The organism is Labrys sp. KB_33_2, assembly GCF_052114505.1.
Taxonomy (GTDB): Bacteria; Pseudomonadota; Alphaproteobacteria; order Rhizobiales; family Labraceae; genus Labrys.
Genome location: NZ_JBFREW010000007.1, coordinates 206,447 through 222,385, shown reverse-complemented (window position 1 = coordinate 222,385; position 15,939 = coordinate 206,447). Strand labels below are relative to the sequence as shown.

Here is a 15,939-nt window from a genome sequence, read left to right as displayed (position 1 = left end):
GGTTCGCCTCGCGATTTGACCGTTCAGGACAGGAAGAGATGACCGATCAGAGCCGGATTTTCGTTGCCAAGAGCGCAGAGCCCCAATATCTCGCGCTGGCCTTCGGCAACCGCCATGGGTTGATCACCGGGGCGACAGGAACCGGCAAGACGGTGACCCTGCAGGTTCTGGCCGAAGGGTTTTCGGCACGCGGCGTGCCCGTCTTCGCCGCCGACATCAAGGGGGACCTGTCCGGCGTGTCCCAGCGCGGCGAAGCCAAGGACTTCATCGTCAAACGCGCCGCCGATGTCGGCATCACCTATGAGCCCGACCAGTTTCCCGTACAGTTCTGGGACGTCTTCGGTGAGCAGGGCATGCCGATCCGCGCGACCGTCTCCGATGTCGGGCCGCTCCTGCTCGCCCGGATGCTGCAACTCAACGACGTCCAGGAGGGGGTGCTCAACGCCGCCTTCAAGCTTGCCGACGACCAGGGCTTGCTGCTGCTCGATCTCAAGGATCTTCAGGCGCTGCTGGCTGATATGGCCGACAGGGCGGCCGAACTGATCAAGACCTATGGCAATGTCTCCAAGACGACGGTGGGAGCGATCCAGCGTCAGCTTCTGGCATTGGAGCAACAGGGAGGCGATAAATTCTTCGGCGAGCCTGCTCTGTCGCTCGCCGATATCGGCCTGCTCGATGCCAGGGGACGTGGCACCATCAACATCCTGGCGGCCGACAAGTTGATGATGGCGCCCCAGCTCTACGCCACCTTCCTGCTTTGGCTCTTGTCCGAACTCTTCGAGCAATTGCCCGAGGTCGGTGATCTCGACAAGCCCAAGCTGGTGTTCTTCTTCGACGAAGCGCACCTCCTGTTCACCGATGCGCCGCCGGCGCTGCTGCAGAAGATCGAGCAGGTCGTGCGCCTGATCCGCTCCAAGGGCATCGGCATCTATTTCGTCACCCAAAATCCGCTCGATGTGCCCGACACCGTGCTCGGCCAGCTCGGCAATCGCGTGCAGCATGCCCTGCGCGCCTTCACGCCGCGTGATCAGAAGGCGGTCAAGGCCGCCGCGGAGACCTTCCGCCCCAATCCCGACCTCGATACCGCCAAGGTCATCTCGGAGCTCGGCAAGGGCGAGGCCCTCGTGTCCTTCCTCGAAGGCAATGGCGTGCCATCGATCGTGCAGCGGGCCCTCATCCTGCCTCCGGCGGCACGGGTGGGCGCCATCTCGCCAGCCGAACGCCAGGCGATCCAGCAGGCCTCTTCGCTGCGCGGCAAATATGAAACCGTGGTCGATCGCGAATCCGCCTTCGAAATGCTGCAGCGTCGCGTGACCGAGGAGGCTGCACCTGCCGAGCCGGCGGAGGAGGGGGGCGGTTTTCTCGGCAGCGTCTTGGGAAGCGTGTTCGGTTCGGGTAGTGGTGGCGGGCGCTCGTCCGGTCGTATGACGACGTCGCAGGCTGTGGTCCGCTCCGTCACGCGCACCATCGCCACCACGGCCGGTCGTGAGATTACCCAGGCGATTCTTAGGGGCGTTCTTGGCGGGCGTTCGCGGCGCTAGGGCCTGTCGTCGCAACGTCATAGCTGAAGAGTCAGTATATAAGTACTACCGGTACACCGTTATTCGGGTCGCCTACGTCAAATTTCCCGTATTGCATTCCTAGCCCTCCTGGTGAGGTATTGGATCAGCATATACGTTTGGGTACCCTTGGCGTATGAGCTTTTGAAGCGCGATTGCTGGAGGCTCTTGGGCGATGGATGGCGCATCTATACTGAATGATCGTTCGAATAGAAAAGTAATACAATCTGCCGATGTTTTGGTGGTCAATCCAAACCAGGAGGTTGCCGAGTTTTGGCGCGAGAACCTCCTGGATTTCGGTATGACCAAAGTCAGACTTGCTTCGGGCATCGTGGATGCTTTGGAGATGGCGCGCCGGGATCCGCCACTGGGTGTGGTGATCGCACTGCCGGTGCTTGCCGATGCCTTTGCGTTGTTGGGCGCACTCAGCCAGGATGAAGGGGGCGAGTTGCGCGAAGTGCCGATTCTGCTGATCGCAAACCAGCCCAACCGTTCCGCGCTTCTGACCGCCACTCAAGCTGGTTTCGATGCCGTGCTGACCGAGCCGGTGTCGCCGCGGCAGATCTATCGGCGGGTGGGATCGATGATTCAGCGTACGCGGCTCACCGCTCGGATGCGGAGCCTTGCGAGCTGACCATGCTGTTGCCCTCCCCTTACGAGGGGAGGGCAAAGTTATAGGCCGAAAACGACGTTGAGTGGCAAGTCGGCCCTACCCAGAGTGGGCAAGGCGCGCTAGCTTGGCGCTTTCTCACCCGCATCGTTAAGGCCCATGTCTGACATCAATAAAGCGCTCGATGCTGCCGACAAGGCACTCGATGCCAGCCTCGACCGGCTGTTCGAATTTCTCCGCATCCCCTCGATCTCCGCCGACAGCGCCTATGCCGGCGATTGCCAGAAAGCTGCCGAATGGGCGGCCGCGGCCCTGAGGGACGTCGGCTTCGATGCCTCGCCTCGCAAGACGATCGGCCATCCCATGGTGGTGGGGCATCGCCGCACCGGCAAGGCCGGCGTGCCGCATGTGCTGTTCTATGGCCATTATGACGTGCAGCCGCCGGATCCGCTCGATCTGTGGCACACCAAGCCGTTCGAGCCGGTACGCAAGCCCGGCCCGCATGGCGACATCATCGTCGCCAGGGGGGCTTCCGACGACAAGGGCCAGGTGATGACCTTCATCGAGGCCTGTCGCGCCTTGATCGAGACCCAGGGGGAACTGCCCGTCGACGTGACGGTCTTCCTGGAGGGCGAAGAAGAATCGTCCTCGCGCAGCCTCGTGCCGTTCCTCAAGGAGAATAGGGACGAGTTGAAGGCCGATTTCTGCCTGGTTTGCGATACCGACCTGTGGGACCGCGATACCCCTGCCATCACCACCATGCTGCGCGGCATGGTCTATGAGGAAGTCACCATCAAGGCGGCCAGCCGCGACCTGCATTCTGGCATGTATGGCGGTGCTGCCCAGAACCCGATCCGGGTGCTGTCGAAGATTCTGGCCGCCCTGCATGACGATAATGGTAGCGTCACCGTGCCGGGTTTCTATGACGGCGTGAAGGAATTGCCGGACGCGGTGAAGGCCGAGTGGGGTGCCCTCGATTTCGATGGCGAGGCCTATCTGGCCGAAGTCGGCCTGAAGGTGCCGGCGGGAGAAAAGGACCGTACGGTGCTCGAGCAGATCACCGTGCGTCCGACCTGTGACGTCAACGGCATCAGTGGCGGCTATGAGGGCGAAGGCGCCAAGACGGTGATCGCCGCGCAGGCTTTCGCCAAGGTCTCGTTCCGCCTCGTGGCGGGCCAGGAACCCGAAAAGGTGCAGGCTGCCTTCCGCAAATTCGTGACCGATCGCCTGCCGGCGGACTGCAAGGCCGAATTCCAGTCGCATGGCATGGGACCGGCGATCGCCGTACCGACGGACAGCGAACCGCTGGCCAAGGCGCGCGCGGCACTGGCGGAAGAATGGGGCCGCACGGCGCCAATGATCGGGTCGGGCGGGTCGATCCCGGTGGTCGGCGACATGCAGCGCATCCTCGGCATCGATTCGCTCCTGATCGGCTTTGCCCTGGAGGACGACCAGATCCACTCGCCGAACGAGAAATACGACGTGCGCAGCTTCCACAAGGGCATTCGCTCCTGGGTGCGCATTCTCGACGCACTCGCCAAATAAGGGTCATCTTGATCAGGGCCGGTACGAGGCCGGCCCTGTCACCCTTTCGCGACATGTGATGCGGGTCGATCATGAAAGCCGTCGTCTTCGAACAATTCGGGCAGCCGCCGAGAGTACAGACCGTGCCCGATCCGACCCCGGCGCCGGAAGGCGTCGTCGTCAAGGTCGAGGCTAGCGGCCTGTGCCGCAGCGACTGGCATGGCTGGATGGGGCACGACCCCGATATCGTGCTGCCCCATGTGCCCGGCCATGAACTGGCGGGCACCATCGTGGCGGTGGGCAGCCGGGTCGGGCGCTGGCGCGCGGGGCAGCGCGTTACCGTGCCTTTCGTTGCGGGCTGTGGCCGTTGCCGCGAATGCGCCGGCGGCAACCAGCAGGTTTGCGAACAGCAGTTCCAGCCCGGCTTCACGGGCTGGGGGTCTTTCGCGGAATTCGTTGCGCTCGATTTCGCCGACGCCAATCTGGTCGAGCTGCCCGAAACCCTCGATTCGGCGACGGCGGCGAGCCTGGGCTGCCGCTTTGCCACCTCCTTCAGGGCGGTGGTCGACCAGGGCCGGGTCCGGCCAGGCGACTGGGTCGCCGTGCATGGCTGTGGCGGCGTCGGGTTGTCGGCGATCATGATCGCAAGCGCCGTCGGCGCCAATGTCGTGGCCATCGACCTGACCGAGGAAAAGCTGGATTTCGCCCGCCAACTAGGTGCGGTGGCGACGATCAATGCGGCGCAGACCAAGGATGTCGTAGCCGCGGTCCGCGATCTTACGGGAGGCGGCGCGCAAGTCTCTCTGGACGCGCTCGGTCATCCCGTCACCAGCGTCAATTCGATTGGTAATCTGCGTCGGCGCGGTCGTCACATTCAGGTCGGCCTGATGCTGGGCGACCATGCCAGGCCGGCCATTCCGATGGATCGGGTGATCGCCTATGAACTCGAGATCCTCGGCAGCCATGGCATGCAGGCTTTTCGCTACCAGGCGATGTTCGACATGATCGCCGCTGGCAAGTTGGCGCCTCAGAAGCTGGTCGGCAGCCGCATCGGCCTCGACGAGGCACCCGAAGCCCTGATGCGCATGGACCGCTTCGACGGCATCGGCATCAGCGTCGTAACGCGCTTTTGAAATTCATGCCCGCCGTACCGAAGGCGAAGTAGACCGTGGCGCCGTAGAAAGCGGCCCCGACGATGCCGACAAGCGCGAGGCTGACGATGTCGCCGACATGCGAAAGCCCGGCCAGGAGCGGCACCAGGCCTGTGGCCGCCGCATACATCGCCAAGCCGGCGGTAACGGTCGCCAGGGCGACGCAGGCCAGCATGGCATAGAGGCGGCGGTCGAGATGCATGAAGTGGCGGCGGCTAGCCAGGGCAGCCAGGATGCCGAGATTAACCCAGGCGCCGAGCGAGGTCGCCAGGGCAAGGCCCGCCTGCTGCAGCGGTCCCATCAGGATGATCTTCAGAAGGATGTTGACGCCGATGCCGGTGAGGGAGGCCCAGAGCGGCGTCGCCGTATCGCCGCGGGCGTAGAAGCTGGCCACGGCCGACCGGATCAGCACCACGGCCGGCAGGCCCGCGCCATAGGCGAGAAGGGCACTGGAGGCCGCCTCGGCATCGGCGGCCGTGAAAGCGCCGCGCATGAACAGCGCGCGCATGATCAGATCGGGAACGGCAAGAAAACCGGCGAGAAAAGGCGCGGCCAGCAGCCAGGTCAGGAAGATGGTGCGCCGTTGCGCGGCGTGCGCTTCCTCGACCTGTCCGGCCGCCAGAAGCCGGCTCATCTGCGGCAGGATCACCGTGCCGGCCGCGATGCCGATGATGCCGAGCGGCAATTGATTGATGCGATCGGCATAATAAAGCGCCGCCACCGCACCGGCCGACAGCAGCGAAGCGATGATGGTGTCGGCGAAGATGGCGATTTGCGTACCCATCGAGCCGATGGTGGCCGGCCCCAGCGCCTTGAAGAAGGCTTTCACCGGCGCGTCGAGCCGTATCGGCTCCGGCGTAGCAAGGACACGAGCCCGGTGCGCTGCCCACAGCATGAAGCCGAGCTGCAGAACACCGGAGACGGTGAGGCCCCAGGCCGCGGCGTGGGCGGTGGTCGGAAACCAGTGATGCGCGAGGAGGGTGGCGATCATCGCTACATTGAGCAGGATTGGCGCTGCCGCGGCGGCTGTGAAGCGCCCGACGGCATTGAGCACGCCACCATAGAGCGTGGCGAGGGTGATCAGGATGAGATAGGGAAAGGTGATGCGGGTGAGCGTGACGGCGAGATCGAAGCGTTCGCCCTCGAAGCCCGGCGCATTCAAGCCGACGAATTGAGGTGTGAAGATCAGCACCAATCCCAGCAGAATCACCTGCGAGATCAACAATATCGAGACGATCCGCCCCTGGAACAGCCGCGCGGCGTCATCGCCGTCCTGCTGGTGGACCCTGGTGTAGGCCGGCACGAAGGAGGCGTTGAAGGCCCCTTCGCCGAAGATGGCGCGGAAATTATTCGGCAGGCGAAAGGCGACGATGAAGGCCTCCGCCGCGGGGCCGCTTCCCATCAGGGCGGCCATCATGGCGTCCCGGACAAAACCGGTCACGCGCGACACCATGGTCCAGGCGCCGATGGAAAGAATGTTCTTCAGCAAGGAGAGGGCCTATCGTGACAACCGCTCCGCCCTATACGCGGCTTTGAACGGCGGGAACAGGCACTATCGCCTTGAAAAGGTTGCTAGAGGGTGATGGCGGGATGGATTTTCGGTGGAGAAGCCACCGTGCGTGCCGAGTATGTCCGAGATGGACGCTGGTTCGCTCTCCCGCTTGTTTCGGCCTGACTTTGTGATTCTCGCCAATTGCGTCAAAGTCCCCTGAAAAGAAAGAGGCCGCAGCTTGCGCTGCGGCCCAAGTCTAGGGAGGAAACGCCCAAGGAGGGCTATCAAACGGGGAACAAGTTCCGCGCCGTTTGATGAGGATTAGTTTAGTGTGCGCCGCACAATAAACAATTGCTGAGTTTGCATGGCTGCTAAGCGAGCCATGCGTGGCGATGGCAGGTGTCCCGATACCAAATTTTTGGAAAGCCAAACGATATCAGATGATTACTGGATACCCCCTAGATTTGGCATTCAGACTTTGTGCAAAAAATAGGGCAGGGCTGATCGCCGGATGAGGCCGGTTGGCAGCGAAATCTCCAAAAATACGAAAGGGCGGAGAAAACTCCGCCCTCGGATTCTCGACAGATCTGCCGGAAGACGCCTTGCGACCCGATGGATTGCCGGGAAGCGCAGCACGATCTCTGCTAGGGGCGGAGCGTCAATCGATCCGATTGGCGCTCCGGAACTGCTTACTTCACCGCTGCTTCATAGAGCTCGGCGACATATTCCCAGTTCACCAGGCTGTCGACGAAGGCTTTGAGATAATCGGGGCGGCGGTTGCGGTAGTCGATGTAATAGGAATGTTCCCAGACGTCGACGCCGAGGATCGGGGTGGCGCCATGTACCAGCGGGCTCTCGCCGTTTGGTGTCTTGGCGATGACGACCTTGCCGTCCTTGACGGCGAGCCAGGCCCAGCCAGAGCCGAACTGGGTGACGCCGGCCTGGATGAACTCTTCCTTGGCCTTGTCCACCGAGCCGAGGCCGTCGACGATGGCCTTTTCGAGATTGCCCGGGATCGCACCGCCGCCATTCGGCTTCAGCCACTTCCAGAAGTGCAGATGGTTGTAGTGCTGGCCGGCATTGTTGAACAGGCCGGCATTCTTGCCGAAGGACCCCTTGACGATGTCCTCGAGGCTCTTGCCTTCCCACTCCGTGCCCTTGAGCAGGTTGTTGCCATTGTTCACATAGGCAAGGTGATGCTTGTCGTGATGGAACTCCAGCGTTTCGCGCGACATATAGGGCGCGAGGGCATCATAGGAGTAGGTCAGTTCGGGAAGCGTGAAGGACATGGTGTTCCTCATGAAGTGGCATGATGGCGACGGGCATGGCTACAAAACGCAGCCCGCCCCTCTTGTGTTCCCAACGGTTGCCACGAGATCGAAGACCTCGCAGTCATCCGGGCGGGAGCCGAATGAATGGGTGGCGGTCACAAGCCCGCCGCCGCCGGAGCGGACGGAAAGGCCGATGCACCGTCGGCGGGCAAACTTAAGCGGGATGGTCCTGGAAGGGAACAGATTTGGTAGAATGATTGGCATGATTTTATGCAAGCCTGCTCAAGCCCGCCCGGCCGGACAAAACTGTGCCTACCGGGCGGGGGGCAAGTCATGCCGCGCCCATCGTCTGCAGGGCGAAGGCCTGGACCAGAGCCACTTCCTTCAGCCGTTCGAAACGCCCGGAAGCCCCACCATGGCCTGAATCCATGTTCACCTTGAAGATTACCGGATTGCCGTGCGGGTTCTTCTCTCGCAGCCTTGCCACCCATTTGGCCGGTTCCCAATAGGTCACGCGCGGATCGGTCAGGCCGGCGAGCGCCAGAATCGGCGGATAGGGGCGTGCGGTCACGTTGTCGACCGGGCTGTAGGAGAGAATTGTGCGGAAAGCTGCCTCGTCTTCGATTGGATTGCCCCATTCGGGCCATTCCGGCGGGGTGAGGGGCAGGCTGTCGTCGAGCATGGTGGTAAGCACATCGACGAAGGGCACTTCCGCCACGATGGCGCCGAACAGATCGGGGGCGAGATTGGCGATCGCCCCCATCAGCATGCCGCCGGCCGAACCGCCATGGGCTATGATTCTCTTGCGGGCCGTAAAACCGCGCTCGGCCAGATAACTGCCGGCCGCGACGAAATCCTGGAAGGTGTTCGGCTTCTTTGCGAGCTTGCCCTCGCGATACCAGCGCCAGCCTTTCTCCGTGCCGCCGCGGATATGAGCGATGGCATAGACGAAGCCGCGGTCGACCAGCGATAGGGCATTGGTGGAAAACTGGGCCGGCATGGACAGGCCATAGGCGCCATAACCGTAGAGTAGGAGCGGTGCCGAGCCATCCAGCGCTGTTTCCTTGCGATAGAGCAGGCTGATCGGCACGCTTTCGCCATCCGCCGTTGGGGCGAAGACCCGGCGCGTGACATAAAGCTGGGGATCGTGCCCGGACGGAACCTCCTGTCGTTTGCGCAGGATGCGTTCGCGCGAGCGCATGTCGTAGTCATAGGTCTCGGCCGGCGTGGTCATCGAGGAATAGACGAAGCGGATCTGGTCGGTCGTAAATTCCATGCCGCCGTCGAGTGACAGGGAATAGGCTTCCTCGGCAAAATCGATGGCGTGTTCCTCGCCACTCGACAAGGAGCGGATCACGATGCGAGGCAGGCCGTCCTCACGTTCGAGCCGAACCAGCCAATCCGCCAGCAGCACGATATCGAGAATATAGCGGCCCGGCTTATGCGGGATGAGGTCGCGCCAGGACGTCTGGGCCGAAGTCGCCTGCGCCGAAGTCACCTGATCCGGCTTCGCCAGAGGCGCGGTCATGATGCGAAAGTCCTCGGCGTCGTCGAGATTGGTCAGGATCAGCAGCTGGTCCGTCCCGCCGGGCAGGGGGCGATGCTCGATCTCATATTGGACGCCTTCCTGGCGCGCGGCGATCAGATGCACCGTGCCGTCGGCATCGTCGAGGCGGATGATCCGAACTTCCGAGGTTTCATGGTCGTGGATGTCGATGGTCGCCAGGCGGCGCGACTGGGTCTGCGACAGGCCGACGAACATGCCGGCATCGGCCTCTTCGTAGACCAGGCGGTCGGTGCCGGTCGGGGTTCCCAGACGATGCAGCCACACGCTGGAGGCACGATGGTTTTCGTCGAGCCGCACATAGTAGAAGCCAGATCCATCGGCGAGCCAGACAGCCTCACCCTCCGTATCGGGAGTATTGTCCGCCAGCATTACGTCTTTCGAAGTATCGAGCAGGCGTATCGTATGAAACTCCGAACCGTTCTCATCGCAACTCCAGGCGATCAGTCGGTGGTCGGGCGAGGGGGCAAAGCCGCCAAAGGCGAAGAAGCTCTTGCCCTTTGCCAGAGCGTCGCCGTCCAGCAGTATCGTTTCCTCGCCGCCATCGCGCGAACGCCGGCAGAACAGACGATGCTGTCCGCCCTGCCGAAAACGCGAATAGTAGTCGAACGGCCCGTCCGGCGAGGGTACCGAGGAATCGTCGGCCTTGATTCTCCCCTTGAGCTCTTCGAACAGCACGCTCCGCAAATGCTCGCCGCCCGCAAGCTGGGCGTCGGCATAGCGGTTTTCCTCCTCGAGATGCGCCTTGATGTCGGCGGGCAGCGTCGAGCCGTCACGCAGCACTTCTTGCCAGTTGTCGGCCCGCAGCCAAGCATAGTCGTCCTGTAATGTAATACCGTGAACGATGCGCTTGCTTGGCCGTTTTTCGGCGATAGGCGGCAGAATAGGGGAAGAAATCGTCATCTCATGCCTTCTGGTCGGGCGTGAAATTCATGGAATGGCCATTGATGCAGTAGCGCAGGCCGGTGGGAGGCGGACCATCCGGGAAGACATGGCCGAGATGGGCATCACAAGCCGCGCAACGGATCTCGACGCGGCGCATGCCGTAGGATCTGTCCTCCAACTCGACTACCGCATTCGCATGCACGGGTTCGAAGTAACTCGGCCAGCCGCAGCCCGAGTCGAACTTGGTATCGGATCGGAACAATTCCTCGCCGCAGCAGACGCAGGAATAGGTGCCCTTTTCTTTGGAGTTCCAGAACGGCCCGGTAAAAGCACGCTCCGTGCCGCGCTCGCGGGTAATGTGGTATTGTTCTGGAGAAAGAAGCGTCCGCCATTCCGTGTCTGTTTTGTTAACTTTCTTGTTTGGCACAAGTGTCTCCCAATATTTTGCCGCAAAGGGATGCTATCGAAACGATAGACATACTTTGCGGCTGATTCGACGAGCCGAGCGTTTGAAGACTATTCAGTTCGTCGTAAATAGGGAGTGGGACGACAGTTCGCAATTCAGTGTCATGTTGAATTCGGAGGCAAGCTTGCAAATTTGCGTTTGCTGTTTGCCGGGATGGCAATTGTCGCAAGGGAAGTCGGTCTAACTCCGGAGCTTTCTCATCGGCGTCTGATTGGCGGCAGTCGCGGCGATGCTGCGTAATGCGCTGGTCATGTGCGCCTTTTTACAATTGCTGTCTGTGGTGATGCCAGAGGCGACCTATCCGGTTGTCAGTGCAGATCAGATAGTCCGATCGGGTGTTCCAGTACCCATTTGTGATAGGGGCGCGTCTTACGTAGGCGGTTGCATGTTTTCATGGCAGTAATCAGAAGCGGCGTAGTGCAAAATTCATGCTTGTCTTGCAAAAGATCTTGATTGATAAGATTTGAGAGTTTACATCAGTGCGCAATTCGAAATTCGCGATTCCAAAGTTGCGAAGCGGATGTATGGCCTGCACTGCTGTTAATGAATGGCGCGGCAGTGTAGCCGGTGGTGAACATTTAGTTAAATCAGACCAAAAAAAGAAAGTCGATTTACCATGAGCGACGGATCCAACAACACCAACTTCATCGAGCTAGCGGCGGATATCGTCTCGGCCTATGTGAGCAACAATTCGGTTGCTGCATCGGACCTGCCTGGCTTGATCAATGAGGTCCATGGTGCTCTTCAGCGTATCACCAGCGGCGTGCAGGAAGTGCCGGCCGAGGCTCCCAAGCCGGCTGTTCCGATCAAGAAGTCGGTGACGGCTGACTACATCATCTGCCTCGAGGACGGTAAGAAGTTCAAGTCCCTGAAGCGTCATCTGCGCACGCAGTACAATATCTCGCCGGAAGAATACCGCGAGAAGTGGGCTCTGCCGGCCGACTATCCGATGGTCGCCCCCAACTATGCTCAGGCCCGCTCCAACCTGGCCAAGCAGATGGGCCTGGGGCAGCAGCGTCGCCGCAAGGGACGGTAATTTCGCTACGGCGATGCCGGAACGACAACAAGAGCCGGATGCCACGCATCCGGCTCTTGTTGTTTGAAGTATCTACAGCATCGTCCCGAAAGCCGGCGTCCACTTTTTGGCACGATGCTCTAGCAAGATGTTCGATGCGGAAGCGGTCAGGTCGTGACCAGTACCTGCCGGGCATCGCTGCGAATGCGTTCGACGAATGATTTCAGCCCGTTGGAACGCTGCGGCGTGAGATGTTCCTGAAGCTGCAGGTCGCGAAAGATTTCGAGCGCGTCGATGGCCAGGATCTCCGAGGCCGTGTGGCCGGCATAGACAGCGACCAGGATTGCCAACAGGCCGCGCACGATAAAGGCGTCGCTGTCGCACTGAAAGGTTGCGCGCCCATCCTTCCAATGGGTGACGAGCCAGACCTGGCTGACACAGCCCTGCACCTTGTTGGCCGCGGTCCGCGCCTCGTCCGGCAGGGGTTCGAGCGTCTTGCCGAGATCGATCAGGTAGCGATAGCGATCTTCCCAATCGTCCAGGAGCTCGAAGTTTTCGATGATGGTGTCGATGTTCTGGCTGCTCATCTCCTTCATATAGGGGAGATGCCGGAGAAGAAAAAGCCTTCTCAGGGAATGGCCGGGCGCGGTGGCGGCAGGGCGGTAAAGCGCTGAGCAGCCGGGGCCGGGGCGGTGGCGACGTCGTCGCTCGGGCCGGCCAGCAAGCCACCGAGCTGCCTGGCACCGGCCAGGCCGGCGGCGCATTGCTGGGGACTGGTGGCGCAATAGGACAATGCCGCGCTGACAGCCTTGTCGGCCAAGGTACTGGCCGACAGATTTGCCGAGGCTTGCCTGTCGTGCGGGGCCGGCGACGCCGGCAGCAGCAGGGCAACCACGGCAAGCCAGAACATCATGCGCAGAATGAAGAACACGTCATGGGCTCCCGATCGATGGCTAATTCTAGCATGAGCACCATCGACACGGGCGTGACGGACCGCACGGGCGGCGGCAAAGTGAAGGGATGGTTAACGCGCGGGCCGCCCTTGGTGAGGAATTGTTCACCATGTTTGGCACTTGGCCCGTCTGGAGGCCTTTCTAAGCACAGGAACGGCCTGGGAGGGCCGATCTCTTAGGGTTCGTTTAAAGGACGCGCTGCCATGGTCGACGGGTCATGTAGGGAGCGCGGCCACAGTGCCGTGCCGGGGCGTTGCGTCAGTTTGATTGGTTCATATCCGCCAAGGCATCCGTCGACCGTTTGGTCCACGGATCGGCGAAACACGATCCCTTGACAGCAGCCCGGCATGGTGCCTTCGTTGCCATGTTGTTGGGAGCGGCGCTGTTCGGCCTGACACTGGTGCCACCTTTCCTGGCTTTCTCGGGGGGCCCCAGCCTCGGCGTCGGTGGCGTCATGGTGCTGGTCGCTGCCTTGCTGGCCATCGTCTGGCGTCTGTCGGTCACCGGCCGTCTCGACGTCGCGGCGCTGTTGACCGTGCTTGCCGTGTGTGGCTTTGCCGGCGTGGTGGCCCGCCACAGCGGAGGCCATAGCGCGACCGCTTACGCCCTTCTTGCCATTGTGCCTGCCATTTCGCTGCTGACGGGTGCGCGCAATATCGTCATTCGTGCCATGGTGCTTGCCGGCCTGACGGCCATGGCAATAGCGCTGGCGGGAACCACGAACGCAGCGCCGCCGGCTCTTGCGGCCCGCTTCTTCGACGGATCGGGTGTCGTGCTCGCCCTTGCGGCCGTCGGTGGCATCGTGCTGATGGAATTGCGGCTGCGGCGTTACGACCGCCAGCTCGTGAAGTCCGGCGAGGCCCGCTATACCTTGCTGGCCGAGAATATCAGTGACCTCGTGACCCGGCATGGCAAGCGCGGCCAGGTCGTCTATGCCTCGCCGGCATCCCAGGCCCTGTTTGGCGCCGAACCGTCCGAACTGCTCGGCCAGGGCCTGTTCGACTATGTGCATATTGCCGACCGTCCCGCCTATCTGTCGGCGCTCTCCAGCGCCGAGATGGACGGTCTGGGCTCGACGGTCGAATTCCGCCTGCGCCGCAAGGGGGAGGGCGCGCCGGTCTTCCTGTGGGTGGAGATGCGCTGCCGACCGCTGGGCGAGGACGACGATCGCCAGACCGTTGCCGTCATGCAGGACATCACCGATCGCAAGGCCTATGAGCATCAGCTCATCGACGCCAAGATCGAGGCCGAGAAGGCCAACGCCGCCAAGAGCCGTTTCCTGGCCACGATGAGCCACGAGCTGCGCACGCCCCTCAACGCCATCATCGGCTTTTCGGAGCTGATGCTGAACGAGGAGATGATGAAGCTGTCGGCGGAGCGGCGGCATGAATATGCCGGTCTGATCCACGACAGCGGCCATCATCTGCTGTCGATGGTCAACGGCATTCTCGATATGTCGAAGATCGAGAGCGGCAGCTTCGAACTGGTGCCGGAATCCTTCCAGATCCGCGATCTCATCGAGAATTGCCGCAATATCCTGCTGCTGAAGGCGCAGGAACTCGGCATCTCCCTGGAGACGGCGATCGCGCCCGACATGCCGCCGATCATTGCCGACAAGCGCGCCTGCCGCCAGATCTACCTCAACCTGATGTCCAACGCGCTCAAGTTCACCAAGCGTGGAGGCCACGTCACCATCGGCGCGCGGCAGGAGAAATATGGCGTGGCTCTCTTCGTCGCCGATGACGGAGTGGGCGTGGCGCGCGAGGACGTGCCGCGGCTGGGCGAAGCTTTCTTCCAGTCGACCGCCGGCAAGCCATCCAAGGATTATGAACGTACTTATGAAGGCACGGGCCTCGGCCTCTCCGTCGTCAAGGGGCTCGCCCAGTTGCATGGCGGGGGCATGGAGGTCGACAGTCTGATCGGCCATGGCACCACCGTGACCGTGTCGCTGCCCTCCGATTGTGAAAGTGAGGCCTCCCGCCGCGCCTTCGCCAGTGGCGCCACCATTGAAACGCTGCCGGTACGTCCGGCGGCCCAAGATCATTTTGTTGAAGAAGAATTGGGGAAGAAGCGTGCGTGAAGCGTTAGCCCGTTCCGATCGCGATTTTCTGCTGTCGGATAAGGTCGAAGAGACCCCCTCGCGCTATGTCGGTGTCATGCGGGTGGTCCTGCAGCGTCCGGCCGAGGTTGCGGGTTTGGTCGTCATGGGCGGCCTCGGCCTGGCGATCCTGGTCAATGCGCTGGCTCTGCAGAACGGCACGCATACGTCTCCCTTCATCGCTCAGCGTGGCTCTGCCGCGTCGGCGCCCTCCGTGCCGGTGCCGCCCCAGGCACCCGATGCAGGCGAGCGCAGTTCCGCCGATGCCGCGGCCCAGGATGCTGTCGCCGTGCTGCGCGACGTCCAGCTCGCGCTGGCGGAACGAGGACTCTATGACGGCTTGGCCGATGGCGTTCTCGGCCCCAAGACCACTGCGGCGATCCGCTCCTTCCAGCAGCATAACGGCATGCCGGTCGACGGCCAGTCCAGTCCTGCCCTGCTCACCAGAATCATCGCCAGTTCCAGCCCCTTGTTGACCACGGAGTCCGGAGCCACCGAAGCACCGCCGGCTCCGCCAGTGGATCAGATCGCCGCGCTCATCAATGGCGAGCCTGCGGCAACCGCTGGTCCCCAGCCCGACAAGCGCGTGCTGGGTGTGGAAAAGGCCCTGGCCAAGCAGGGTTACGGTCCTTTGAAGGTCGACGGTTTCATGGCCACTGATACGCGCAATGCCATTTCTCGTTTCGAGAAGGATCGCGGACTCCCCGTGACCGGCCAGATCTCGGCACGGCTGCTGCAGGAATTGGCCCGTTCCGGTACCAAGGTAGAATGAGCGCGCGTCTCAAATCCAGCCTGTTCGTCGCCGCCTATCTTCGCCGCGCCATGGTGGAAGGCGCCTTCGCCGCGCTGCGTCAGCGCGGTTCGGAGGAGGCCGGAGCGATCTTCGTCAAGATCGACCATCTCGACGGCACCGCAGTGCTTTACGGGCCGGCACCGCAATCGCTCATCACCGAGGACGACGGCGTGCGCCGCTTCGTCCGTCTCACCCAAGCAGGTGCGACGCCGCTGGATGTTGAGACCCGATTGCAGCGCGAGTTCCGCTTCGATCCGGATCTCTGGGTGATCGAAGCGGAAGATCGCCAGGGCCGGCATTTTCTCGACCTTGCCGAGGAAAGCTGAGGCAGGCCCGCCCGGATTACCATTCTGCAATGTATCAAAACGTGATTCCGCAACCGACGGCTTTGGGTGCATAGTCCGGCCGAACTGCCGACGATGCCTTGCCGGACATCATGCCCAAAAGGCCTACGCCTATTTTGTTGGGCGCGTTTTGCCCGAAAAGGGCCATTTGGCCTTAATATCGCGCGCCGATGTGCAAAATCGCACATCGGAGTCACGCCGCAGTGACGGCGGG

General features: G+C 62.1%; 14 protein-coding genes. 8 read left to right on the top strand and 6 right to left on the bottom strand.

Annotated elements, in window-relative coordinates:
- Positions 1-38: 38 nt before the first annotated feature.
- From AB4037_RS14970 to AB4037_RS14955, 4 genes are all read left to right on the top strand, one after another.
- Entirely contained in the window at positions 39-1,541 is a 1,503-nt protein-coding gene (locus tag AB4037_RS14970; protein WP_434957349.1) for a helicase HerA-like domain-containing protein, read from the top strand.
- 193 nt (positions 1,542-1,734) lie between these two features.
- Entirely contained in the window at positions 1,735-2,193 is a 459-nt protein-coding gene (locus AB4037_RS14965) for a response regulator (protein WP_434957348.1), read from the top strand.
- A 135-nt stretch (positions 2,194-2,328) separates the two neighbouring features.
- Positions 2,329-3,714, top strand: coding sequence for a M20/M25/M40 family metallo-hydrolase (locus AB4037_RS14960; protein ID WP_441772053.1), 1,386 nt, complete (start codon positions 2,329-2,331; stop codon positions 3,712-3,714).
- Positions 3,715-3,785: 71 nt separating this feature from the next.
- Positions 3,786-4,826 (top strand): zinc-dependent alcohol dehydrogenase family protein, encoded by a 1,041-nt coding sequence (locus AB4037_RS14955; protein WP_441772052.1) that lies wholly within the window; start codon positions 3,786-3,788, stop codon positions 4,824-4,826.
- On the opposite strand, the gene murJ is transcribed toward AB4037_RS14955, so the two are convergent.
- From murJ to msrB, 4 genes are all read right to left on the bottom strand, one after another.
- Positions 4,804-6,333: a murein biosynthesis integral membrane protein MurJ gene (murJ, locus tag AB4037_RS14950; protein ID WP_434957345.1), complete on the bottom strand. Its 1,530-nt coding sequence runs from the start codon at positions 6,331-6,333 to the stop codon at positions 4,804-4,806. The genes AB4037_RS14955 and murJ overlap by 23 nt on opposite strands.
- A gap of 692 nt (positions 6,334-7,025) precedes the next feature.
- Positions 7,026-7,625 (bottom strand): superoxide dismutase, encoded by a 600-nt coding sequence (locus AB4037_RS14945; RefSeq protein WP_434957344.1) that lies wholly within the window; start codon positions 7,623-7,625, stop codon positions 7,026-7,028.
- 313 nt (positions 7,626-7,938) lie between these two features.
- On the bottom strand, positions 7,939-10,074 hold the full coding sequence (locus tag AB4037_RS14940; RefSeq protein WP_441772051.1) for a S9 family peptidase: 2,136 nt from the start codon (positions 10,072-10,074) through the stop codon (positions 7,939-7,941).
- A 1-nt stretch (position 10,075) separates the two neighbouring features.
- The gene (gene msrB, locus AB4037_RS14935; RefSeq protein WP_434957342.1) at positions 10,076-10,483 is read right to left on the bottom strand and encodes a peptide-methionine (R)-S-oxide reductase MsrB; all 408 of its coding nucleotides are present in this window, start codon (positions 10,481-10,483) and stop codon (positions 10,076-10,078) included.
- Between the two features lie 655 nt (positions 10,484-11,138).
- Between msrB and AB4037_RS14930 the strand changes: the two genes are divergently transcribed.
- Complete coding sequence (locus AB4037_RS14930) at positions 11,139-11,558, top strand: MucR family transcriptional regulator (RefSeq protein ID WP_068288823.1); 420 nt, start codon at positions 11,139-11,141, stop codon at positions 11,556-11,558.
- A 146-nt stretch (positions 11,559-11,704) separates the two neighbouring features.
- Here the strand turns inward: AB4037_RS14930 and AB4037_RS14925 are convergent, their stop codons facing one another.
- Together AB4037_RS14925 and AB4037_RS14920 are read right to left on the bottom strand one after the other, a co-directional pair.
- Positions 11,705-12,124, bottom strand: coding sequence for a SufE family protein (locus AB4037_RS14925; RefSeq protein WP_441772050.1), 420 nt, complete (start codon positions 12,122-12,124; stop codon positions 11,705-11,707).
- A 41-nt stretch (positions 12,125-12,165) separates the two neighbouring features.
- Positions 12,166-12,468 carry a hypothetical protein gene (locus tag AB4037_RS14920; protein ID WP_434957340.1) on the bottom strand — a complete coding sequence of 101 codons (303 nt, stop codon included), beginning with the start codon at positions 12,466-12,468 and terminating at the stop codon, positions 12,166-12,168.
- 353 nt (positions 12,469-12,821) lie between these two features.
- On the opposite strand from AB4037_RS14920, the gene AB4037_RS14915 reads away from it, so the two are divergent.
- Genes AB4037_RS14915 through AB4037_RS14905 form a run of 3 tightly spaced genes read left to right on the top strand, consistent with a single transcriptional unit; the run spans position 12,822 to position 15,707 of the window.
- Entirely contained in the window at positions 12,822-14,570 is a 1,749-nt protein-coding gene (locus AB4037_RS14915) for an ATP-binding protein (protein WP_441772049.1), read from the top strand.
- Positions 14,563-15,360 carry a peptidoglycan-binding domain-containing protein gene (locus AB4037_RS14910; protein ID WP_441772048.1) on the top strand — a complete coding sequence of 266 codons (798 nt, stop codon included), beginning with the start codon at positions 14,563-14,565 and terminating at the stop codon, positions 15,358-15,360. The genes AB4037_RS14915 and AB4037_RS14910 overlap by 8 nt, the downstream gene beginning before the upstream one ends.
- On the top strand, positions 15,357-15,707 hold the full coding sequence (locus AB4037_RS14905) for a DUF1491 family protein (RefSeq protein WP_434957337.1): 351 nt from the start codon (positions 15,357-15,359) through the stop codon (positions 15,705-15,707). Before AB4037_RS14910 ends, AB4037_RS14905 begins: the two co-directional genes overlap by 4 nt.
- The last annotated feature ends 232 nt before the right edge of the window (positions 15,708-15,939 follow it).